Origin of the sequence: Pseudomonas putida (assembly GCF_016406145.1) — a bacterium.
In the GTDB taxonomy this organism is placed as follows: Bacteria; Pseudomonadota; Gammaproteobacteria; order Pseudomonadales; family Pseudomonadaceae; genus Aquipseudomonas; species Aquipseudomonas putida_E.
Genome location: NZ_CP066306.1, coordinates 3,843,753 through 3,864,813, shown reverse-complemented (window position 1 = coordinate 3,864,813; position 21,061 = coordinate 3,843,753). Strand labels below are relative to the sequence as shown.

At 62.5% G+C, this 21,061-nt stretch carries 21 protein-coding genes; 14 read left to right on the top strand and 7 right to left on the bottom strand.

The window, feature by feature from the left end; all coding sequences use genetic code 11:
• Window positions 1-24 precede the first annotated feature (24 nt).
• Window positions 25-294, bottom strand: a complete 270-nt coding sequence (locus JET17_RS17790; protein WP_012315342.1) for a hypothetical protein — start codon at window positions 292-294, stop codon at window positions 25-27.
• Window positions 295-458: 164 nt separating this feature from the next.
• Here JET17_RS17790 and JET17_RS17785 point away from each other — a divergent pair, with 164 nt between their 5' ends.
• From JET17_RS17785 to JET17_RS17770, 4 genes are all read left to right on the top strand, one after another.
• Window positions 459-935, top strand: coding sequence for a PaaI family thioesterase (locus JET17_RS17785; RefSeq protein WP_012315341.1), 477 nt, complete (start codon window positions 459-461; stop codon window positions 933-935).
• Window positions 932-1,414, top strand: coding sequence for a PaaI family thioesterase (locus JET17_RS17780; protein WP_012315340.1), 483 nt, complete (start codon window positions 932-934; stop codon window positions 1,412-1,414). Before JET17_RS17785 ends, JET17_RS17780 begins: the two co-directional genes overlap by 4 nt.
• A gap of 69 nt (window positions 1,415-1,483) precedes the next feature.
• The gene (htpG, locus tag JET17_RS17775) at window positions 1,484-3,388 is read left to right on the top strand and encodes a molecular chaperone HtpG (protein WP_012315339.1); all 1,905 of its coding nucleotides are present in this window, start codon (window positions 1,484-1,486) and stop codon (window positions 3,386-3,388) included.
• A gap of 64 nt (window positions 3,389-3,452) precedes the next feature.
• The gene (locus JET17_RS17770; RefSeq protein WP_012315338.1) at window positions 3,453-4,178 is read left to right on the top strand and encodes a dienelactone hydrolase family protein; all 726 of its coding nucleotides are present in this window, start codon (window positions 3,453-3,455) and stop codon (window positions 4,176-4,178) included.
• A gap of 128 nt (window positions 4,179-4,306) precedes the next feature.
• On the opposite strand, the gene JET17_RS17765 is transcribed toward JET17_RS17770, so the two are convergent.
• On the bottom strand, window positions 4,307-5,170 hold the full coding sequence (locus JET17_RS17765; protein ID WP_012315337.1) for a pirin family protein: 864 nt from the start codon (window positions 5,168-5,170) through the stop codon (window positions 4,307-4,309).
• Window positions 5,171-5,284: 114 nt separating this feature from the next.
• Between JET17_RS17765 and JET17_RS17760 the strand changes: the two genes are divergently transcribed.
• Window positions 5,285-6,289 (top strand): amidohydrolase family protein, encoded by a 1,005-nt coding sequence (locus tag JET17_RS17760; protein WP_042111594.1) that lies wholly within the window; start codon window positions 5,285-5,287, stop codon window positions 6,287-6,289.
• Between the two features lie 90 nt (window positions 6,290-6,379).
• On the opposite strand, the gene fabB is transcribed toward JET17_RS17760, so the two are convergent.
• From fabB to JET17_RS17735, 5 genes are all read right to left on the bottom strand, one after another.
• Complete coding sequence (gene fabB / locus JET17_RS17755) at window positions 6,380-7,600, bottom strand: beta-ketoacyl-ACP synthase I (RefSeq protein WP_012315335.1); 1,221 nt, start codon at window positions 7,598-7,600, stop codon at window positions 6,380-6,382.
• Between the two features lie 11 nt (window positions 7,601-7,611).
• Entirely contained in the window at window positions 7,612-8,127 is a 516-nt protein-coding gene (fabA, locus tag JET17_RS17750) for a 3-hydroxyacyl-[acyl-carrier-protein] dehydratase FabA (protein ID WP_012315334.1), read from the bottom strand.
• Between the two features lie 201 nt (window positions 8,128-8,328).
• On the bottom strand, window positions 8,329-10,260 hold the full coding sequence (locus JET17_RS17745; RefSeq protein WP_012315333.1) for an ATP-binding protein: 1,932 nt from the start codon (window positions 10,258-10,260) through the stop codon (window positions 8,329-8,331).
• Window positions 10,257-11,147: an ABC transporter substrate-binding protein gene (locus tag JET17_RS17740; RefSeq protein WP_012315332.1), complete on the bottom strand. Its 891-nt coding sequence runs from the start codon at window positions 11,145-11,147 to the stop codon at window positions 10,257-10,259. The genes JET17_RS17745 and JET17_RS17740 overlap by 4 nt, the downstream gene beginning before the upstream one ends.
• Entirely contained in the window at window positions 11,147-13,294 is a 2,148-nt protein-coding gene (locus tag JET17_RS17735; protein ID WP_012315331.1) for a TonB-dependent receptor plug domain-containing protein, read from the bottom strand. Before JET17_RS17735 ends, JET17_RS17740 begins: the two co-directional genes overlap by 1 nt.
• Before the next feature lie 153 nt (window positions 13,295-13,447).
• Here JET17_RS17735 and JET17_RS17730 point away from each other — a divergent pair, with 153 nt between their 5' ends.
• From JET17_RS17730 to kdpA, 9 genes are all read left to right on the top strand, one after another.
• Complete coding sequence (locus JET17_RS17730) at window positions 13,448-14,473, top strand: NAD(P)H-dependent glycerol-3-phosphate dehydrogenase (RefSeq protein ID WP_012315330.1); 1,026 nt, start codon at window positions 13,448-13,450, stop codon at window positions 14,471-14,473.
• Window positions 14,474-14,509: 36 nt separating this feature from the next.
• Entirely contained in the window at window positions 14,510-14,857 is a 348-nt protein-coding gene (locus JET17_RS17725) for a DUF4389 domain-containing protein (protein WP_012315329.1), read from the top strand.
• On the top strand, window positions 14,854-15,312 hold the full coding sequence (gene sixA / locus JET17_RS17720) for a phosphohistidine phosphatase SixA (protein ID WP_012315328.1): 459 nt from the start codon (window positions 14,854-14,856) through the stop codon (window positions 15,310-15,312). Before JET17_RS17725 ends, sixA begins: the two co-directional genes overlap by 4 nt.
• Before the next feature lie 172 nt (window positions 15,313-15,484).
• Window positions 15,485-16,273: an alpha/beta fold hydrolase gene (locus JET17_RS17715; RefSeq protein ID WP_012315327.1), complete on the top strand. Its 789-nt coding sequence runs from the start codon at window positions 15,485-15,487 to the stop codon at window positions 16,271-16,273.
• Window positions 16,270-17,124, top strand: a complete 855-nt coding sequence (locus JET17_RS17710; RefSeq protein ID WP_012315326.1) for an alpha/beta hydrolase — start codon at window positions 16,270-16,272, stop codon at window positions 17,122-17,124. Before JET17_RS17715 ends, JET17_RS17710 begins: the two co-directional genes overlap by 4 nt.
• Before the next feature lie 109 nt (window positions 17,125-17,233).
• Window positions 17,234-18,025, top strand: coding sequence for a DUF4892 domain-containing protein (locus tag JET17_RS17705; protein WP_012315325.1), 792 nt, complete (start codon window positions 17,234-17,236; stop codon window positions 18,023-18,025).
• Window positions 18,026-18,037: 12 nt separating this feature from the next.
• On the top strand, window positions 18,038-19,090 hold the full coding sequence (locus JET17_RS17700) for an AI-2E family transporter (protein ID WP_042112064.1): 1,053 nt from the start codon (window positions 18,038-18,040) through the stop codon (window positions 19,088-19,090).
• 176 nt (window positions 19,091-19,266) lie between these two features.
• Window positions 19,267-19,356: a K(+)-transporting ATPase subunit F gene (kdpF, locus tag JET17_RS17695; RefSeq protein ID WP_039602773.1), complete on the top strand. Its 90-nt coding sequence runs from the start codon at window positions 19,267-19,269 to the stop codon at window positions 19,354-19,356.
• Between the two features lie 9 nt (window positions 19,357-19,365).
• Window positions 19,366-21,060, top strand: coding sequence for a potassium-transporting ATPase subunit KdpA (gene kdpA / locus JET17_RS17690; RefSeq protein ID WP_012315323.1), 1,695 nt, complete (start codon window positions 19,366-19,368; stop codon window positions 21,058-21,060).
• Window position 21,061: the final 1 nt, after the last annotated feature.

The following is a 21,061-nucleotide window of genomic DNA, read 5'->3' as shown; positions in this document are numbered from 1 at the left end:
TGTCGGGTTTTTTGTGCGTCGCTATTACTGCTTGGCAGGCTCGGCCGGTGCAGTAGCCGGAGTTGCCGGAGCGGCTTCTTCAGCAGCCTTCTGCTCGGCTTCAGCCTGATCTTTGGCAGCTTCGGCGTTTTCCTCAGCGGCGTCGTTCATTTTATCCTGAGCTTCGCCCATTTTTTCCTGGGCTTGCTCGGCATGTTCCTGTGCGTCTTGGGCTTTGTCTTCGCTCGCTTTATCGCAAGCAGCCAGGCCCATGGCAGCAGCCAGCATCAGAGCAAAAGCAAATGGTTTACGCATTGGGTGTTTCTCCTTGGTGGAATAAGTCATTTGTTCCTTCGAGTTCGGTCATGCAGCAATAGTTCCGTATCAGTTACAGATATATAACACCGCATTCCGGATAGACTTTTATCACACTTATGCAGATGTCGCAGGCGCCAGTGGCCGTGAAGAGGAGTGTACCGATGACCGACTCAAGCTTGATGGCCATGGCCGAGCGTTTCTTATCGGCATTGAAACATTGTCAAGTGTTGCAGATGCGCGTCGAGCATGCGGACGCCGATGGCATGACGCTGCTCTTGCCCTGGTCGCCAGCCATCGTCGGCAACCCGCAGACTGGCGCAGTGCATGGCGGTGCCCTGACCACGCTGATGGACACCACCTGCGGGATGGCCACGCTTTGCGTGCTGCCAAGCTTTGAGGTATGTCCAACGCTGGACCTTCGTATCGACTACATGCATCCGGCAGAGGCGGGAAAGCCCATCTATGGTCATGCCCAGTGCTATCGGGTCACCCGCGACGTGATCTTCACCCGTGGCATGGCCTATCATGACGACCCCGCCCAGCCGATCTGCCAGGTTGTCGGTACCTTCATGCGCCTGGGGCAGGAGGTAAAGGGCGGCATCCGGTTCGGCAAGGGACTGAAGGAGGGAAGGGCATGATTCCACAAGACGTACGTCTACAGCTCAATGCGGCGCATGCCGTGGGCGATTACCAGCCATTGCTGGCGCTGATACCCTACGCAGGCCTGATCGGCATCACCTGCGAGCGCCAGGGCGATGACCTGCTGTTCCGCTTGCCGGCCAACCCGGACAACATCGGCAACCCGTTGCTGCCGGCCATCCATGGCGGCGTTATCGCCGGCTTCATGGAGCTTTCTGCCGCCTTGTATCTGCTGATCTACAGCGAGAGCGCCAGCATCCCCAAGATCATCGATTTCTCCATCGACTACCTGCGCGCCGGGCTTTTTCGCGACACCTATGCGCAATGCCAGCTCTGGCGCCAAGGCCGGCGGGTAACCAATGTGGCGATCACAGCTTGGCAGGGCGATCGGCAATCTCCGATCGCCACTGCCCGTGCGCATTTCAAGATTGAGCCGGAAAAGCCCTTGAAATCGTCGGGGCTGCCCCCATCTGCATGACATCCGCCGTTAATGCATGCCGATTCGGCTGCCGGCGCCCACTGCCATCAGATCGGAGTTTTGAAGACCATGAGTGTGGAAACACAAAAGGAAACCCTGGGCTTCCAGACCGAGGTAAAGCAGCTGCTGCACCTCATGATTCACTCGCTGTACTCGAACAAGGAAATCTTCCTGCGTGAGCTGATTTCCAACGCTTCCGACGCCGCCGACAAGCTGCGTTTCGAAGCCCTGGCCAAGCCAGAGCTGTTCGAAAACGACGCCGACCTGAAAATCCGCCTGAGCTTCGACAAGGACGCCGGTACCGTGACCCTCGAGGACAACGGCATCGGCATGAGCCGCGAAGACGTGATCACTCACCTGGGCACCATCGCCAAGTCCGGCACGGCCGACTTCATGAAGAACCTCACCGGTGACCAGAAGAAGGACTCGCACCTGATCGGCCAGTTCGGTGTGGGCTTCTACTCTGCCTTCATCGTGGCCGACAAAGTCGACGTGTTCAGCCGTCGCGCCGGCCAGCCGGCTGCCGAGGGTGTGCACTGGTCTTCCAAGGGCGAGGGCGACTTCGAAGTTTCCACCGTCGAAAAACCACAGCGCGGTACCCGTATCGTCCTGCACCTGAAGAAGGACGAGCAGGAGTTCGCCGATGGCTGGCGCCTGCGTAATGTGGTCAAGAAGTACTCCGATCACATTGCCCTGCCGATCCAGCTGCCCAAGGAGCAGGCGGCCGCCGAAGGTGAAGAGCAGCCGGCCGAAGAATGGGAAACCGTCAACCGCGCCAGTGCCCTGTGGACCCGCCCGCGTACCGAAATCAAGGACGAGGAATACCAGGAGTTCTACAAGCACATCGGTCACGACTTCGAAAACCCGCTGGCCTGGAGCCACAACAAGGTCGAAGGCAAGCTCGAATACAACTCGTTGCTGTACGTGCCGGCCCGCGCGCCGTTCGATCTGTACCAGCGTGAAGCGCCGCGCGGCCTGAAGCTGTATGTGCAGCGCGTGTTCATCATGGACCAGGCCGAGTCGTTCCTGCCGTTGTACCTGCGCTTCATCAAGGGTGTGGTCGACTCCAATGATCTGTCCCTGAACGTCTCCCGCGAGATCCTGCAAAAGGATCCGATCATCGACTCGATGAAAACGGCGCTGACCAAGCGTGTGCTGGACATGCTGGAGAAGCTGGCGAAGAACGAACCCGAGCAGTACAAGGGCTTCTGGAAGAACTTTGGTCAGGTGTTGAAGGAAGGCCCGGCCGAAGATTTCGCCAACAAGGAGAAGATCGCCGGTTTGCTGCGCTTTGCCTCCACCCATGACGAGAGCGGCGAGCAGAGCGTCTCCCTTGCCGATTACCTGGCGCGCGCCAAGGAAGGTCAGGACAAGATCTATTACCTCACCGGCGAGTCGTACGCGCAGGTCAAGAACAGCCCGCACCTGGAAGTCTTCCGCAAGAAGGGCATCGAAGTACTGCTGCTGACCGATCGCATCGACGAGTGGCTGATGAGCTACCTCAACGAGTTCGACGGCAAGGCTTTCGTCGATGTTGCGCGTGGTGACCTGGACCTGGGCAAGCTGGACTCCGAAGAGGATAAGAAGGCCCAGGAAGAAGTCGCCAAGGAAAAAGAAGGCCTGGTTGAGCGCTTGAAATCTGCGCTGGGTGAGAGTGTTGCCGAAGTGCGTGTGTCGCACCGCCTGACCGATTCGCCGGCTATCCTGGCCATCGGTGAGCAGGACCTGGGCCTGCAGATGCGCCAGATCCTCGAAGCCAGCGGGCAGAAGGTGCCGGACTCCAAGCCGATCTTCGAATTCAACCCGACCCATCCGCTGATCGAAAAGCTGGACAACGAGCAGAGCGAAGACCGCTTTGCCGAACTGTCGCACATCCTCTTCGATCAGGCGGCCCTGGCGGCCGGTGACAGCTTGAAGGATCCGGCGGCGTACGTTCGTCGTCTGAACAAGCTGTTGGTCGAGCTGTCTGCTTGAGTTGATGCATCGATAAGCCCGCTTCGGCGGGCTTTTTTAATGGTGAATGCCCAAGGAGTGCTTGATGAGCAAGGTAATCGTCGAATCGCTGGTTTATCACCTGTCCGGCAAGGCCTATGAAAGCCGTCTGGTGTATGAGCCAGGTGCGCTGGGGCGACCGGGCCTGGTGATGGCGCCGAACTGGATGGGCATTGGCGAAGGTGCCGAGCGCATCGCCAAGGAAGTGGCCGAAAAAGGCTATGTGGTGCTGATTGCCGACCTGTACGGGCAATCGGTGCGTCCGTCCAATGCTGACGAAGCCGGGGCGGCGATGATGCCGTTGAAGAATGACCGTGGCGAATTGCGCAAGCGCATGAAGGAGGCGTTGGCGCAGCTGCTGGCGCAGTCGAAGGCGTTACTGGAGCCTGGCAAGGTAGCAACCTTCGGCTTCTGCTTTGGCGGCTGCTGCGCCCTGGAGCTGGCCCGTACCGGTGCAGACCTGAAGGCTGCGGTGTCGTTCCATGGCACGCTGGATACCCCGAACCCTGAAGATGCCAAGCACATCAAGGGCTCGGTGCTGGTGCTGCACGGCGCATCCGACCCGCTGGTGCCGAGGGAGCAACTGCCGGCGTTCGAGGAAGAGATGAATGCGGCCAAGGTGGATTGGCAGCTGCTGAGCTATGGCGGCGCGGTGCACTCGTTCACTGACCCGGGTGCCAATGTGCCGGGCAAGATGCAGTATGACCGCCGTACCTCAGAGCGGGCGTTCCGTTCGATGCACAATTTGCTCACCGAAGTGTTCCAGCGCTGACGGTGCATTGGGGCTGCTACGCAGCCCATCGCTGGCAAGCCAGCTCCCACTTGAGGTGTTGCCTCCGAGAGCGGCGCGGTCCCGGTGGGAGCCGGCTTGCCGGCGATGGGCCGCAAAGCGGCCCCACTTTAACGCGGTAGCTCGATCCGCGAAGTCTCCCCCGGCACCACCGGCCAATCGCCGGCAGCCCATTTCGCCCGGGCGTGTTCGATCAGTTGCGGGTCACTGGCCACAAAATTCCAGTTCATCCGCCGCGGCCCATCCAGCCGCTCGCCGCCGATCAATACCAATTCGCATTCACCCTCGGCATACAAGGCAATCTCTTCGCCCTCAGGCAGCACCACCAAGCTGCACGCCTCGACTTCCTCATCATTCAGCATCAGCTCGCCGTCGAGCAGATAGAGCGCCCGTTGCGCATGCTCATCAGGTACCACCAGCGTGGTCGCCGATTGCATCTGCACATGCGCGTAAAGGGTAGGGGAGAGGACTGGTACCGGCGATTCCAGGCAGAAACCGCTACCGGCAATCATGCAGATGCGTACCCCCAGGTTATCGCTCACTGGTAGGCTGGCCGCGGCGTGATGGCTATAGCTCGGTGCGCCTTGCTCGAGCGCGCGGGGCGACGCCAGCCACACCTGCAGCCCATGCAGGCGCGAACCGTGCGCCAACGCATCGGCCGGGGTGCGTTCGACATGCGCCACGCCGCTGCCGGCCGTCATCCAGCTCACATCGCCAGGCAACACGCGCTGATTCGAGCCCAGGCTGTCCTTGTGCAGGATTGCGCCTTCGAACAGGTAGGTCAGGGTCGACAGGCCGATATGCGGGTGCTGGCGAATATCCATGCCATGGCCCGGCGCATAGTCGGTTTCGAGCATGTGGTCGAAGAACACGAACGGGCCGACGCTGCGGCACTGCGCCGACGGCAGTGGGCGCAGGATCGGTTGGCCCTCGACCGACTCGGCACGCGGGCGGATCACCAATGGGCTGCTCATGCTGTGCTCCAGGCGGGGGAAAATAGCATCAGCATAGCGGTTTGCAGTGCACGGCTGAACCGCTGGCTTGGCCGCCAGGTCTACTCTGTTCATACACAGAGAAGGATGCTGCCCATGATCGCCAGAGCGCTGGCCTGCCTGCTGTTGTGCACAACGTTGTGCCAGGCGGCACAGGCGCGTGATTATCGCCTCAGTGACGCCCACCTGCACTATGTGGACTTCTTTCAAGAGACCGAGGGTATGACTGCCCTAGTCAAGGCCATGGATGAAGCGGGTGTCGATCACTCGATGATTTCTGGCATTCCGGTGGCCAAGAAATGGCACGAGGATGAGCCCAAGCGGCCGCGCTATTACGCCGGCGACGATGCCGACGCCTACTGGTACAGCGCCACTGATACCTACGTGGCGGCGGCGCTGCAGAAGCTGCCGGCAGAGCAGCGCAAGCGTTTTCATCCTTTCCTGACCGGTTTCAATCCGGTAGACAAGAATGCAGTCAGCCATATCGAACGGATGCTCGATCTCTATCCTGGTCTCTGGCAGGGCATAGGTGAGGTCTTTACCCGGCACGATGACCTTACTGCGCTCACCAGCGGTGATACGCCGCGCGCCAACAACGAGGCCATGACCCGTATCTATCACCTGGCAGCCGAACGCGACATGCCGGTGCTGCTGCATTCGAACATTACCTCCAAGCGTGAGCGCAACCCGCTTTACCTGGCCGAGATCGAGGAACCGCTGCGCAATCATCCGCATACCCGTTTCATCTGGGCGCATGCGGGCACGAGCATGGAGATTCATCGGCATCAGATGCAGATGGATTTTTTATTGCCGGTGCTGACGCGCTTGCTCAACGACTACCCGAACCTTTACATCGACTTGTCGTGGACTGTGCTCAAGCCCTACCTGCTGGATGACAAAGGTATGCCGCGCAAGGAGTGGCTGGCGCTGGTCGAGCGCTTCCCGCAGCGGTTCATGCTTGGGTCTGATGTGGTGGGCAAGTTTGGCAGCGTAGGGGAGCAGATGCACGGCTTCAAGCCGTTTCTGGATGCTTTGCCGGAGGGGGTGGCCAAGCAGGTGGCGCGGGACAACTTCCTGGCGGTCTTGCCCAAGGCTCGCTGACGGTCTGCCCGGAACTTTACGCGGCACAGGCAAACACAAAAGAAAACGCCCCGAACCAGTCGGGGCGTTTTCATTTACCGCATCAAGGCATTACTTGCCAGTCCAGCGCTTGAGCACCAGGGTGGCGTTGGTGCCGCCAAAGCCGAAGCTGTTGCTCATGACCGTATCGATCTTGGCGTTTTCTTCGGTTTTGCGCAGGATCGGCAGGTCAGCGACTTCCGGGTCCAGTTCGTCGATGTTGGCGGAGCCGGCGATGAAGTTGTTCTCCATCATCAGCAGGCAGTAGATCGCCTCGTGGACGCCAGCAGCACCCAGCGAGTGGCCCGACAGGCTCTTGGTCGAGCTGATCTTCGGTGCCTTGTCGCCGAACACGGCGCGAACACCTTTGATTTCGGCAACGTCGCCGACTGGAGTCGAGGTGCCGTGGGTGTTCAGGTAGTCGATCGGGGTGTCGACAGTGGCCAGTGCTTGCTGCATGCAGCGAATGGCACCTTCGCCGCTTGGGGCAACCATGTCGTAGCCGTCGGACGTAGCGCCGTAGCCGACGATTTCGGCGTAGATCTTGGCGCCACGGGCGAGGGCGTGTTCCAGTTCCTCGACCACTACCATGCCGCCGCCGCCAGCGATGACGAAGCCATCACGGTCGGCGTCGTAAGCGCGCGAAGCCAGTTCCGGAGTATCGTTGCGCTTGGTCGACAAGGCGCCCATGGCATCGAACAGGAACGACTGGCTCCAGTGCTCTTCTTCACCGCCACCGGCGAAGACGATGTCCTGTTTGCCCCACTGGATCTGCTCCAGTGCGGTGCCGATGCAGTGTGCCGAGGTGGCGCAGGCCGACGAGATCGAGTAGTTCAGGCCCTTGATCTTGAACGGGGTGGCCAGGCAAGCCGAGACGGTGCTGCCCATGGTGCGGGTGACGCGGTACGGGCCGACACGCTTGACGCCTTTTTCACGCAGGGTGTCCAGAGCTTCCATCTGGTTCAGGGTCGAGGCGCCGCCGGAGCCAGCTACCAGGCCGGTACGCGGGTTGGAAACCTGCTCTTCGGTCAGGCCGGCGTCCTTGATCGCGTCCTGCATCGCCAGGTAGGCGTATGCCGCAGCGTGACCAACGAAGCGGTAGACCTTGCGGTCGATCAGTTCTTCGAGGTTGAGGTCGATGGAGCCGGAAACCTGGCTACGCAGCCCCTGTTCCTTGTATTCCGGGTTGTAACGGATACCCGGACGGCTGTTGCGCAGGTTTTCGGTGACGGTAGCTTTGTCATTGCCCAGGCACGATACGATGCCCAGACCAGTGATAACGACGCGGCGCATGCGAATAACCCTTAGAAATTGTCAGTGGAGGTGAACACGCCGACCCGCAGGGCTTCGGCAGTGTAGATCTCGCGGCCGTCAACGCTGACCGAGCCATCGGCGATGGCCATGTTCAGCTTGCCCTTCAGGACGCGCTTGATGTGAATGTTGTAGGTGACTTTCTTGGCGGTGGGCAATACCTGACCAAAGAATTTCACTTCACCCGAGCCCAGGGCGCGGCCACGGCCTGGAAGGCCCTGCCAGCCCAGGAAGAAACCAACCAGCTGCCACATGGCGTCAAGGCCCAGGCAGCCGGGCATTACCGGGTCGCCTTCGAAATGGCAGGCGAAGAACCACAGGTCCGGGGTGATATCCAGCTCGGCGACCAATTCACCTTTGCCGTACTTGCCGCCTTCTTCGCTGATATGGGTGATGCGATCGACCATCAGCATGTTCGGCGCGGGCAGTTGCGCATTACCTGGGCCGAACAGCTCACCGCGACTGCAGCGCAGCAGGTCTTCCCGAGTAAAGGCGTGTTGTTTGGTCATGCGAGCTCCTCAATAACCCCCTGTGGCAGGGGATGAATCTTCCCGGCCAACCCGGCATCAGTCCGGGCGGCAGCCTACAGGTAGACTATTGCGTTGTAGTGAAAGTCACAGCGCACCTGGCGAAAGAAGTACAGGTGTGCACTGAAACGTCTATTTTCAGGGCCGATGACGGTCCTGTCCAGTCCTTAAGACTGCCGCACTTTAGCATTTATCGCCAGTCGCGACTGTCCGGCCGGGCAGCCAGCGTTGTAACACCTGCTGCAGGTCAGTGCGGCGCAACGGTTTGCTCAGGTAATCGTCCATGCCGGCGGCCATGCAGCGTTCCCGATCACCCTGCAGGGCGTTGGCGGTCAAGGCGATGATCGGTAGCTTGCCGCCGTTGGGCAGCAGGCGTATGCGTCGTGTGGCTTCATAACCATCGACCTGTGGCAGGCGGCAGTCCATCAGTATGGCCGCAAAGTGCTGCTGGCTGACCTTTTCAACGGCCTGGATGCCGTCATGGGCCACGCTGACTTCCAGCCCCAGGCTGCGCAACATGGCTTCGATAACGCTCTGATTGACCGGGTTGTCCTCCACCAAAAGGATCCGTTCGCCTTCGGCGAGCGGTGTGTGAGCCGCCAGCGCGCCGGGCAATGTCGCAGACGCAGGGCTGGCCAGGGCGAGCGGCATTTCCAGGGTGAAGGTCGAACCCAGCCCTTCGTGGCTTTCGCCACGCAGCTTGCCGCCCATGCGTTCAGCAAGGGTACGAGCGATGGACAGCCCCAGGCCAGTACCGCCATAGCGCCGTGAAATCGAGCTGTCGGCCTGCTGGAAGGCGACGAACATCATTTCCAGGCGTTCGCTGTCGATGCCGATACCTGTGTCGCGCACGCTGCACGTGAACCACAAGGTCTGACGATCGAGCGCCTGCCACCGAGCCTCGACCTGCACCTGGCCGCGTTCAGTGAACTTCAGGGCATTGCCGACCAGGTTGAGGAGGATTTGGCGGATGCGTGTCGGGTCGCCCACCACCTGCAGCCGCTCGCTCTGGGTCGGTAATTGCAGCTGCAGATCCAGGCCTCGTTGCTGTGCGCTGTGCTGGAAGGACTGCACGCTGCTGGCGATCAGCTCGCCGAGATTGAAGTCGATATGCTCCAGTTGCAGTGTGGTGCGTTCGATCCGCGAGAAATCGAGAATGTCGTTGATCACCTTGAGCAAGTGCCCGGTGGATTCGCTGGCCACAGCCGTGTATTCGGCTTGCTCGCTGGTCAACTGGGTGGTTTCGAGCAGTTGCAGCATGCCCAGCACGCCGTTCATGGGAGTACGCAACTCGTGGCTCATCATCGCCAGGAATTCCGATTTGGCGCCGTTGGCCTGCTCGGCTTCCTCGCGGGCCTGAATCAACTGGGCAATGGCCTGTTTCTGTTCGGCGCTGGCCTGTTCCAGTGCGCTGGCCAGGTTGTTGATGTGGCGTGCCAGGTGGCCCAGCTCGCTGTCGTCGACCACCGGCAGCGGGGTGTTGTAGTCACCTTGCTGGATGGCCTTGACGGCATGGCCCATGTCGCTGATCGGCTTTGCGAGGCTCATGGCCAGGCGGCGTGCGAGCAGGAAGGTGAACAACAGGGCGAACAGCGCCAGGATGCCAGCCTTGATAACGATCTCCTGTTGGCGCTGGCTGAAGGCGTCGTCCGACATGCCGACGATCACCCGCCCCAGATAATCGTCCCCGATTGCCGGCGACGGCGCTTTGCCCTGCTGCAGGAAGTCGTTGTCCAGGCGGATTTGCTGAAGCCGGATCGGCGCCTGGAACACCTCTACGCGTTGTGCCCGGTTAGCGCTCTCGTCTGACTGCTCGACGTACACCAGGATGTGGTTGCGGCTGTCCTGCACTTCCAGAAAGCGCACGTGGGGGATGCTCAGGGTGGCGCGCATCAGGCCTTCGAGCACTTCGTTGTTGCCCGAGATCACACCGTACTCGGACGCTGGAGCCAACTGATTGGCGATCAACTGACCGGTATGGTTGAGCTCCTGGCGCAAGTCCTGGATGCGCACGAAGGTGAAGAAGCTGATCAGCAGCAATGTCAGCAGCAGCGCAGGGCCTAGGCTTATGATCTGCGTACGGGTGTGGATATCCCAGCTCAGGCGTCTAGTCATGGGGTGGGTTCTCCTTCAGCCAAAACCTTGGCAGTGGCGTTCGGATCAATCGGTTCAAGGCCCAGGGCGCGAGCCACCTGCTGGTTGCCGCTGACCCCGAAACGTGCGGGGTACAGGCTGCGCGGCCATTGCGCTGGCGGGCGGTCGAGCAGTTGGTCGAGCACCGCCAGCCAGTCCTCTTGGTCGCTGTAGGTACTGGCCAGAGCACCGGCGCGGACGAAACCGGCGTTCGGGCCGATCAACGCCATCTGCCGGCCGTAGCTGCTTAGCAGCAGGTTCTTGGCGGTCTTGGAGTTGTAAAGGTCGGGGTCTTCCAGGCCCAGTAGCACGTCGCTATTGCCCAACAGATCCAGCAGCGGCCGGCTGTCGCGCTGGTCCGGCCATTGCTGGGCGACAATTTCCAGCCCCAGTGGCCGGGCCGCCTGGCGTAGTTCGTCAAGCAGAAAATGGCTGTGTTCTGCGTACAGCACGCCGATGCGTTGGGCCTGCGGCAACAGGTAGCGGGCCAGGCGCAACTGGCGAGCCAGGGGCGGGTCACTCCACAGCAGCGTCAGGTACGCCGGTCGCGACTTTCCCAGGCGCTGCTCGGCCTGCACGCGGCTGATGCGCATGGCCAGGGCCGCCGGCCCTTTGCTTTCGGCCAGGCGCCACTCCAGTGCGGCGCTGTCAAGCAGCACCAGGCGCAGGTCGGCCTTGAGCTTGCCTGGGCGCGGCAGTTCGGCAACGGTCTGAAACCGTACCTGGTCTTGGTTGCGGCGGCTTTCGAGGGCCGCGACAAAGCTACGGATGCCGGGCTGTTCCTCGCCACCGACCAACAGGATTTCGCTGGCGGACAGCGAACCCAATGGCCATAGGCAGAACACCAGCAGGCGCAGCAGGCGGGCCATCAGAACTCCAGCTCCGCGCTGACGCTCAGGCGGTGACGGCTGTCATAGCGGTTCTGGAGGGTGGTGGTCGGCTCGTCGTCCAGGCGCTGCTGCCACAACGCAGCCAGCTCAAGGGTGCTGCCCTCGATACGAAAGCGTTTGGCCAGGCGCAGGTCGAGGCGCTCGTAGCGGTACTGGTTGAGCGCATCGTCGCCGTAGTAGAACAGTGCACTGGACCAGCCATCACCCCATTCGCGCATCCAGCCGGCCGAGCCACTGTTGCGGGCGGTGTTGGCGCTGTCGGCGGGGTTGCTGGCCCAAGCATCGACATAGGCATAAGTGAAACGCAGGCGGTCGCGCCGGGTGGGGCGCCAGTCCAGCTGTGCCTCGCTGCCGCTGAATCGGGCCTTGTTGGCGTTACTGGCGATGTACTGGTTGTTCCTGAGTGGCTCGCTGATCATTCCGGTGATCTCGTCATAGAACAGCTTCACATCCATGTTCAGGTCGATATCAGTGAACTGGCCGTTGTAGCCCAACTCGCGAGAACGCATGCGTTCCTGGTCGAGGTCGCCCGGGCCGCGGGTCTTGACGAAATACTCGCCGTTCTGCTGGCCGAACGCAGTTGGGGTAAGGTTCTTGACCGTGTAGCTCCAGTTGACGTTGTTTTCGAACATGTCCGGGGAGCGCACTGCCTCGGAATACACCGCACGCAAGCCGTGGCGCGGGGTGATCAGGTAGTTGACTGCCATGCGCGGGGACAGCGAGCTGCCGGACAGTTGCGAGTCTTCGAACATCGCGCCGCCCTGCAGGATCCAGTGATCGTCCGCACGCCACTCCAACTGGCCGAAGAGGCGCCAGGTCTGATCGTCGAGGCCGCCGTCGAAATACGTCTGCGAGTCGGCGCGGTCATAACGATAGTTCATGCCGCTGAGCAGGCGCAGGTTGTCGGTCAGGCTCAGGGTATCCTGGATTTCCAGGTCGTAGCGGGTCTCACGGGTGCTCTGGTCGACATCGCCGCACACCACGTTGCTGCCGCCCTGGTTGTTCCACTGGTCCTTGATGGCATCGACCAGTGCCTGCTCTTCGGGGTTGCTGCTGTTGGGCGGATTGTTGGCCCCTCGAGCGACCTGCTCGGCAAAATTCGGGTTGAGCTGCCACAGCCGGGTCAGTTCCGGGCTGAACGACAACGCTGCGTCGCAGGCGCGCCAGACCTGCTGGCGGTCGAAGTGCTGGGCCGAGCCCTGCACATACAGGCTGTGGTCAGGGTTGAAGTCGATGTTCCAGCGCACGGAGCCTGCGTAGTCCTTGGCGTTGACGTCGGCGTTGTTGCCGCTTTCGGTAACGAAGGGGAATACGGGCTGGTAGGTGTAGGGCCGCTGGTTGCTGCCCTCTTTGGCTGCCAGTTGCCATTCCAGGGTCTGGTTTGTCGCGAGGTTATGGCTGACGCTGAGGTTGAAGCGGTTCAGGCGGCGGCTGTCGCGGTAATCCTGGCCGAACTGGTTTTCATCGAAGCCGTCATCTTTCTGGCCCGACACCGACAAGCGCAGATCACCGCCGTCCCAACCGAAACCGTGGCTGAGGTAGTAGTCATCGATGCCGTCCTGGCCGCGGGTCAGCTTCATGCGCGTGCCATGGCTGTCGGCCGGATTGCGGGTGAGAATGTTGACCACCGCCATCAGTGCATTGGCGCCGTAGCTGACGGTGTTGGGGCCGCGGAACACCTCGATGCGTTCGATGTCCTCCAGCGCCACCGGGATGTCGCTCCAGTCCACCGTGGCCAGGCCCGCACGGTACACCGAGCGGCCGTCGATCAGCACCTGCATGCGCCGGGCTTCGTTGACGTTGGTGCCGTGGTAATTGACGGTTGGCTGGTTGCCGGCGCCGTAGCCGATCATCATCCCCGGCACCAGGCGCAGCAGTTCGGGGATGTCGCGGGCGCCGCTGGCACGGATCAGTTCGCTGTCGAGCACGGTCATGCTGCCCGGCACGGCGGCCGGGGATTGTTTCAGCCGCGTGGCGGTCAGAACCTGTGGCAGGTCGGCGTTGTCGATGAACAGGTCGTCGGCCACGGCCGGGCTGCCCAGCAGGGCAGTCAGCAGCAACAGGCGAGGGTAGGGAGGCGTGCCATGGAACACGATACGGCCTTGTATCAGAGTTGAAACAGGCATGTTAACTGACCATGGGGGTTTTGCCAGCCACAGGCGGCAAGCTGCAAGCTACAAGAAAACCTTGTGGCCAATGAGGCCGCTGTCTCTTGCAGCTTGCAGCTTGCCGTATAATGGCCCAGTCGCCACTTAACTTATGGCTTTAACGGATTGAATATGACTGAACAGCAACCTGTTGCAGTTCTGGGGGGCGGAAGCTTCGGCACCGCCGTGGCGAACCTGCTGGCGCAGAACGGCGTGCCGGTACGCCAATGGATGCGTGACCCTGAGCAGGCCGAGGCCATGCGCGTCAATCGCGAGAACCCGCGCTACCTCAAAGGCATCCGTCTGCATGACGGCGTCGAGCCGGTCAACGACCTGCTGGCCACGTTGCACTACAGCGACCTGATCTTCGTCGCGCTGCCCTCCAGCGCCTTGCGCAGCGTTTTGGCCCCGCATGCCGGGCTGCTGCGCGGCAAATGCCTGGTCAGCCTGACCAAAGGCATCGAAGCGCAGAGCTTCAAGCTGATGAGTCAGATCCTTGAAGAGATCGCGCCCGATGCGCGAATCGGTGTGTTGTCCGGGCCAAACCTGGCCCGCGAGATCGCTGAGCATGCGCTGACCGCTACCGTGGTCGCCAGCGAAGATGAAGACCTCTGCCAGCGCGTGCAGGCGGTGCTGCACGGGCATACCTTCCGGGTTTACGCCAGCAGCGACCGCTTCGGTGTCGAGCTGGGTGGGGCTCTGAAGAACGTCTATGCGATCATTGCTGGCATGGCCGTGGCCCTGGGCATGGGCGAAAACACCAAGAGCATGCTGATCACCCGTGCGCTGGCCGAAATGACCCGTTTCGCCGTGAGCCAGGGTGCCAATCCCATGACCTTCCTCGGCCTTGCCGGGGTCGGCGACCTGATCGTCACCTGTTCTTCGCCCAAGAGCCGCAACTACCAGGTCGGGCACGCCCTGGGCCAAGGCCTGACGCTGGAGCAGGCGGTCAATCGCCTGGGCGAGGTGGCAGAAGGGGTCAATACCCTCAAGGTGCTCAAGGCCAAGGCTGAAGAGGTCCAGGTCTACATGCCGCTGGTGGCCGGGCTGCACGCCATCCTCTTCGAAGGCCGCACGCTGAACCAGGTGATCGAGCGCCTGATGCGCGCCGAGCCCAAGACCGACGTCGACTTCATTTCCATCAGCGGTTTCAACTGAGCCTTTAGCGGCTTTGAACAGAACAAGGAGCGACACATGAACGATACCCCTGAGCGCGCCCAGCGCGAGTCGATCATCCTGCGCGTGCTGTGGATGGTGGTATTTCTGGTGGTGTGGCAACTGGCCGAGCTGCTACTCGGCGGCCTGGTGCTGGTGCAGCTCGTCTACCGTCTGATCTATGGCGCGCCGAGCGCCAGCCTGATGAACTTTGGCGACAGCCTGAGCCAGTACCTGGCGCAGATCGGTCGCTTTGGCACTTTCCACACCGACAGCAAGCCGTGGCCTTTCGCAGACTGGCCCACACCGCGTGCGCCGGAAGGCGAAGCTCCGCATGCCGTTGCCCCTGCACCCCACCCGGTGCGCGACGAGGAGCCCAAACTGTGAAGCTGTGGGTATTGCGCCACGGTGAGGCAGAGCCCAGGGCCCACACCGACGCCGAGCGGCGCCTGACTGCCCATGGTCGCGAGCAGGTGCTGCACAGTGCTGCGTATCTGCTCGGCCAGCCGCTGCAGGCCATCATTGCCAGCCCCTACGTGCGTGCCCAACAAACGGCGGCCCTTGTGCATGACACCCTGGGTTTCGCCGAGCCGGTGCGCACCGTGCCCTGGCTGACGCCCGACAGCAACGTGCAGGAGGTGATCGCTGAACTCGAACGCCTGGGGCTTGAGCACGTATTGCTGGTCAGCCACCAGCCGTTGGTGGGTGCGCTGGTCGGTATGCTGGAGCATGGTCACGCGCAACAGCCTGCGCCGTTGAGCACCGCCAGCCTGGCGCAGCTTGAAGGCGACTGGCCGCTGGCGGGGCTGATGACCCTGCAGGCCCTGCAGCACGCCCCTTGAGTGGTCGGCAACGGGCGTTTGCGCCTGTTGCCGTGCCCTCAGCCGATTGCTCGCAGCCCAGCTTCGTCAGCCCCGGTGACCTGATCGCCCTCGCCGATGACCTTTACGGATGTTGCCGAGCGCCAGCGGGATGCCGACAATGGGCCATCATCCCCGTACCGGACCAGGTGCCATGTCGCAGCAGATCTTCTTCGCCCATGCCAACGGATTCCCGTCGGCCACCTACGGCAAGCTGTTCGCGGCCCTGGCGCCGGATTACCAGGTGCAGCATCTGCCCCAGCATGCCCATGACCCCCGCTTTCCGGTGAACGAGAACTGGCAGAGCCTGGTGGACGAACTTTTGCACCACCTGGCCCGGCAGGATCAGCCGGTGTGGGGTGTCGGCCACTCGCTGGGTGGCGTGCTGCATCTGCATGCAGCACTGAGGTGCCCGGCTTACTACCGGGGTGTGGTCATGCTTGATTCACCGGTGCTGACCCGCGCCGATCAGTGGTTGCTGCGCACCGCCAAGCGCTTTGGCTTCATCGACCGCATTACCCCTGCAGGCCGCACGCTGGGCCGGCGCGAGGCGTTCAGCGACCGCGCCAGCGCACGGGATTATTTCGCGAGCAAAAAGCTGTTCCGGCATTTTGACCCCGACTGCCTGGAAGCCTACCTTGAACATGGCCTGGAAGACATGGAGCAGGGGGTACGCCTGCGCTTCGATCCGGCTACCGAAATCAGCATCTACCGCAGTATCCCTCACGCAAGCCCTGCCCCTGCGCGGCAGCTTCAGGTGCCCCTGGCAATGGTGCGGGGTGAGCGCAGCAATGTGATTCGTCGCCACCACACGCTGGCGGTGCGCGGCATGCCCAAGGGCGAGTACCACTGCGTACCCGGTGGGCACATGTTCCCGCTGGAGCGGCCGGCGGACACTGCCAGCCTGATCAAAGGCTTGTTCGACCGCTGGGGCCAGGCATGAGTGCCCACGTGGAGGAAGTCCGTCTCAGCCTGGGTCATATCGAGCTGGCTGCTCACCTGTTCGGCCCCGAAGATGGCCTGCCGGTGATCGCCCTGCATGGCTGGCTGGACAATGCCAACAGTTTTGCCCGCCTCGCACCGCGATTGAAAGGCCTGCGTATCCTCGCCCTGGACCTTGCCGGGCATGGCTACTCGCAACACCGCCCGCCAGGCGCCGGCTATGCGCTGGCCGACTACGCCCATGATGTACTGCGGGTTGCCGAACAACTGGGTTGGCAACGGTTTGCCCTGTTGGGGCATTCGCTGGGGGCAATCATTTCTGTGCAACTGGCCGCCGCCCTGCCCGAGCGGGTCAGCCATCTGGTGTTGATCGACGGCGTCATCCCCCCGACCGGCGCCGAGGCGGATGCCGGCGAACGCCTGGGGTTGGCGCTGCAGGCCCGGTTGCGCCTGGATGGCAAACGCAAGTCGGTCTACAAGACCCTGGAGGAGGGCGTGCAGGCGCGCATGAAGGGCATGGTCGCGGTCAGCCGGGACGCTGCCGAGTTGCTCGCCCAGCGCGGCCTGATGCCGGTGCCTGGCGGTTACAGCTGGCGCAGTGACAGCCGCCTGACGTTGCCATCGCCGGTGCGCTTGAGCCATGCCCAGGCCATGGCCTATGTGCGCGGGGTGAACTGCCCGGCCTGCCTGGTGGTGGCGGCCGATGGCATGCTGGCGCGCCACGGCGAGTTGCTGCAGCAGCTACCCTTTGAACAGAAGGTGCTGCCCGGTGGCCATCATCTGCACCTGAACGATGAACACGGCGCGACCCTTGTCGCAGACTGTATCAATCGCTTCTTTGGCTTTGCTTGACTTGAGCCGGACAAGTGTCGAGGCTTGGCGGGTTGAACAGGGAGACAACCATGCAACTGCCAGACATTCTGGAGCTTCATTACGGCGCTTGCCGTCGCGCGGGTCGCCGATGAGCGTGCCCGTCATGATCCGTACTGCCGGCGCCTGCCTGGCGCTCGTCAGCCCGCTGCTGTGGGCCGGCGCCCTGCCGGTGCCCGTGGATGCCAAGGTGGTCGAGCAACGCCCGGCAGTCGAGCAGGAACGGGTTTACCCTATGGGCCCGCTGCGCAAGATCAGCGGTCGTCTGCGCGTGGACGACAAGGTCGAGAGCCGCGGCCAGGTCAGCTCCATCACCTATGAGCTGCCGGTCGAGCGCACGGCGCGCGAGGCTTTTACCAGCGCCCGCGAAGCATTGCAGCGCGATGGCGGCTACCCGTTGTTCTGGTGCCAGGGCCGCGATTGCGGCGAAGCCAGCCTGTGGGGCAACGATGTGTTCGGCAGTGCGCGGCTCAATGGCGGTGACGAGCAGCAGGCATTCATCCTGCTGCGCCGTTCCGCCGATGAGGCAGACACCCTGGTGGCGCTTTACAGCGTTACCCGCGGCAATCGCCGCGCCTACCTGCACGTGGAAGAGTTCGTCGCCAGCAGCCCGCTGGGTGAGCTGCTGCCCACGCCCGCCACGGTGCTGCGCGAAATGCGCGACACTGGCAAGCTTGACTACCCTGACCTGAGTGCGCCGCAACCTGCCTGGGTAGCGTTGCTGGGTCGCAGCCTGAACCTGGACAGCACGTTGCGTGCAACCCTCAGTGGTCCCCAGGCTGAGGCCTGGCGCGAGCAACTGGTCAAGGCCGGCGTACGCAGCAACCGGCTCGAAGTCGGCAATACCCCCACCGATGGCCTGCACCTGGAACTGATCCGTTGAATGAGCGCCACCATGGCCAACAATGATCGCCTGCTGATCCAGATTATCCTGCTGACCTTGCTCGGCGCTGCGTTGTGGGTGATGGCACCGTTCATCTCCGCGTTGTTGTGGGGGGCTATCCTGGCGTTTGCCAGCTGGCCGCTGATGCGCCTGCTGACACGCGCACTGGGTGGGCGTGAAACACTGGCTGCAGGCCTGCTGACCTCGGCCTGGATCCTGATCGTGGCCTTGCCGCTGGTGTGGCTGGGCTTCAACCTCGCCGACCATGTTCGGGACGCCACCGCCTTCGTGCGCGACGTGCAGGTGGATGGCTTGCCTGATGCCCCGGCGTGGCTGGGTGGCATTCCCCTAGTGGGTGAGCGCCTGGTCAGCGGGTGGCAGTCGCTCGACCAGCAGGGCGCCGCGCTGATCGCGTCGGTCAAGCCTCATCTGGGTCAGGTCGGCAACTGGTTGCTGGCACGCAGTGCGCAAATCGGCAGTGGTGTGCTGGAGCTGACGCTGAGCCTGGTCTTCGTGTTCTTCTTCTACCGCGATGGTCCGCGCCTGGCGGCGTTCGTCCTGCGTTTGCTGAACCGCCTTGTAGGTGAGCGCGCCGAGTATTACCTGGAGCTGGTTGCGGGCACCGTGCAACGGGTGGTCAACGGGGTGATCGGTACGGCGGCGGCACAGGCACTGCTGGCCTTGATCGGCTTCCTGATCGCCGGTGTGCCGGGGGCCATCGTGCTGGGCCTGGTCACCTTCATGCTCAGCCTGATCCCCATGGGGCCGCCACTTGCGTGGATACCCGCGACTGCCTGGCTGGTATGGCAGGGTGAGTACGGCATGGCGGTGTTCCTGGGTATCTGGGGCACCTTCGTCATCAGTGGCGTGGACAACGTGCTCAAGCCTTACCTGATCAGCAGGGGCGGCAACCTGCCGCTGGTGATCGTGCTGCTCGGAGTGTTTGGCGGTTTGATTGCCTTTGGCTTCATTGGCCTGTTCATCGGGCCAACCCTGCTGGCGGTGGGGTATAGCCTGCTGCTGGACTGGAGCCGCAACGCCGGGCAGCCAACGCCACAACGTTAGCCTTGCGTCGGCCCGGGCGGGCTCGCCCTGCGCATGGGCCGATGCAGGCAACACCACAATCCTGATCTTTACGCATTCTTTATCTCCAGCCGCACGCCTCGATCTCGTACCTTTACGCCCCTCCCTCGGACAATTCCCCCAAAGCGGCCCAAGCCGTAACAAGGGGAGATCCACACATGAACATGCTCGACGGGCTGTCACTGCTACTGGCAGTGGCGTTGGCGGTTTACCTGCTGATGGCGCTGCTGCGCGCCGATCGCAGCTAGGGAGCGGCCATGCACAGTTATGACTTCGCGTTGCTGCTGGCGTTTTTCGCCATCGTGCTGCTGCCGGCACCCTGGCTCGGGCGGTTCTACTTCAACGTCATGGAAGGCCAGCGGACTTGGCTGACGCCGCTGCTTGGGCCGGTGGAGCGGGGCTGCTATCGGCTGGCCGGCGTGCGCGCCGATCAGGAACAGAACTGGAAGCAGTACGCCCTGGCGCTGCTGGCGTTCAACCTGGCCGGTTTCGTGCTGCTCTTCAGCGTACTTTTACTGCAGGGTTACCTGCCGCTCAACCCGCAACACTTGCCCGGCCAGGAATGGTCGCTGGCTTTCAACACCGCGGTGAGCTTTGTCACCAACACCAACTGGCAGGCTTACAGCGGTGAAGCCTCGGTCAGTTACCTGAGCCAGATGCTCGGCCTGACCGTACAGAACTTCGTAAGCGCCGCTACCGGGCTGGCCGTGCTGGTCGCCTTGTGTCGCGGCATCGCCCGGCGCTCGACCACCAGTATTGGCAACTTCTGGGTCGACATGACCCGTGCCACCCTTTACGGCCTGTTGCCGTTGTGCCTGGTGCTCGCGCTGCTGCTGGTCTGGCAGGGTGTGCCGCAGACCTTCGCTGACTACGCCCACGCTGTGACCCTGCAAGGTGCTGACCAGACGATTCCGCTCGGCCCTGCCGCCAGCCAGATCGCGATCAAGCAATTGGGGACCAACGGCGGCGGCTTCTTCGGAGTCAACTCGTCACACCCGTTCGAGAACCCCACTGCCTGGAGCAACCTGTTCGAGGTGGCTTCGATCATCCTGATCCCGGCCGCCCTGGTCTTCACCTTCGGCCATTACGTCAAGGACCTGCGCCAAAGCCGCGCGATTCTGGCCTGCATGCTCGGCCTTTTCCTGATTGGCGGCGCGACCGCACTGTGGTCGGAGCACCAGCCCAACCCGGCGCTGGAAAGCGCGCAGGTTCAGCAAAGCGCACCCCTGGAGGGCAAGGAAAGCCGCTTCGGCACGACCGGCTCGGTGCTGTGGACGGTAACCACCACCGCAGCGTCCAATGGCTCGGTCAACGCCATGCACGACAGCCTCAACCCGCTCACCGGCATGGTCGCTATGGTCAACATGATGGTCGGCGAGGTGATTTTCGGCGGCGTTGGCGCGGGGCTCTACGGCATGTTGCTGTTCGTGCTGATCGCGGTATTCCTGGCAGGCTTGATGATCGGCCGCACGCCGGAATACCTCGGTAAGAAACTACAGGCCCGGGAAGTGCAACTGCTGGTGGCAACCCTGCTGGTGATGCCGGTCGGTGTGCTGGTGCTTGGCGCCATCGCCGCCAGCCTGCCGGGCCCTGCCAGCGCGGTCAGCAACCCAGGTGCACATGGCTTCAGCCAATTGCTCTACGCCTACACCTCGGGTGCCGCCAACAACGGCTCGGCGTTCGCCGGGTTCGGTGCCAACACCGTATTCCACAACGTGATGATCGGCCTGGCCATGCTCATCGGCCGCTTTGGCTACATCCTGCCGATCCTGGCCTTGGCTGGCAGCCTGGCCGCTAAGAAAAGCGCGCCGCAAGGGCTGAACAGCTTCCCAACCCATGGCCCTCTGTTCACCGGCCTGCTGCTGGTGACCATCCTGCTGGTGGGCGGCCTGACCTTCCTGCCGGCCCTGGCCCTTGGGCCAATCGCTGAACACCTGAGCCTGGGTTTCTGAG

Coding starts and splice junctions, on each gene's coding strand:
- kdpA (WP_012315323.1), top strand. CDS start 19,366: ATGCACAGTTATGACTTCGCGTTGCTGCTGGCGTTTTTCGCCATCGTG.
- fabB (WP_012315335.1), bottom strand. CDS start 7,600: ATGCGCCGCGTCGTTATCACTGGTCTGGGCATCGTATCGTGCCTGGGC.
- JET17_RS17735 (WP_012315331.1), bottom strand. CDS start 13,294: ATGCCTGTTTCAACTCTGATACAAGGCCGTATCGTGTTCCATGGCACG.
- JET17_RS17790 (WP_012315342.1), bottom strand. CDS start 294: ATGCGTAAACCATTTGCTTTTGCTCTGATGCTGGCTGCTGCCATGGGC.
- JET17_RS17780 (WP_012315340.1), top strand. CDS start 932: ATGATTCCACAAGACGTACGTCTACAGCTCAATGCGGCGCATGCCGTG.
- htpG (WP_012315339.1), top strand. CDS start 1,484: ATGAGTGTGGAAACACAAAAGGAAACCCTGGGCTTCCAGACCGAGGTA.
- JET17_RS17770 (WP_012315338.1), top strand. CDS start 3,453: ATGAGCAAGGTAATCGTCGAATCGCTGGTTTATCACCTGTCCGGCAAG.
- JET17_RS17745 (WP_012315333.1), bottom strand. CDS start 10,260: ATGACTAGACGCCTGAGCTGGGATATCCACACCCGTACGCAGATCATA.
- JET17_RS17730 (WP_012315330.1), top strand. CDS start 13,448: ATGACTGAACAGCAACCTGTTGCAGTTCTGGGGGGCGGAAGCTTCGGC.
- JET17_RS17715 (WP_012315327.1), top strand. CDS start 15,485: ATGTCGCAGCAGATCTTCTTCGCCCATGCCAACGGATTCCCGTCGGCC.
- JET17_RS17725 (WP_012315329.1), top strand. CDS start 14,510: ATGAACGATACCCCTGAGCGCGCCCAGCGCGAGTCGATCATCCTGCGC.
- JET17_RS17710 (WP_012315326.1), top strand. CDS start 16,270: ATGAGTGCCCACGTGGAGGAAGTCCGTCTCAGCCTGGGTCATATCGAG.
- kdpF (WP_039602773.1), top strand. CDS start 19,267: ATGAACATGCTCGACGGGCTGTCACTGCTACTGGCAGTGGCGTTGGCG.
- JET17_RS17785 (WP_012315341.1), top strand. CDS start 459: ATGACCGACTCAAGCTTGATGGCCATGGCCGAGCGTTTCTTATCGGCA.
- JET17_RS17705 (WP_012315325.1), top strand. CDS start 17,234: ATGAGCGTGCCCGTCATGATCCGTACTGCCGGCGCCTGCCTGGCGCTC.
- JET17_RS17760 (WP_042111594.1), top strand. CDS start 5,285: ATGATCGCCAGAGCGCTGGCCTGCCTGCTGTTGTGCACAACGTTGTGC.
- fabA (WP_012315334.1), bottom strand. CDS start 8,127: ATGACCAAACAACACGCCTTTACTCGGGAAGACCTGCTGCGCTGCAGT.
- JET17_RS17740 (WP_012315332.1), bottom strand. CDS start 11,147: ATGGCCCGCCTGCTGCGCCTGCTGGTGTTCTGCCTATGGCCATTGGGT.
- JET17_RS17700 (WP_042112064.1), top strand. CDS start 18,038: ATGGCCAACAATGATCGCCTGCTGATCCAGATTATCCTGCTGACCTTG.
- JET17_RS17765 (WP_012315337.1), bottom strand. CDS start 5,170: ATGAGCAGCCCATTGGTGATCCGCCCGCGTGCCGAGTCGGTCGAGGGC.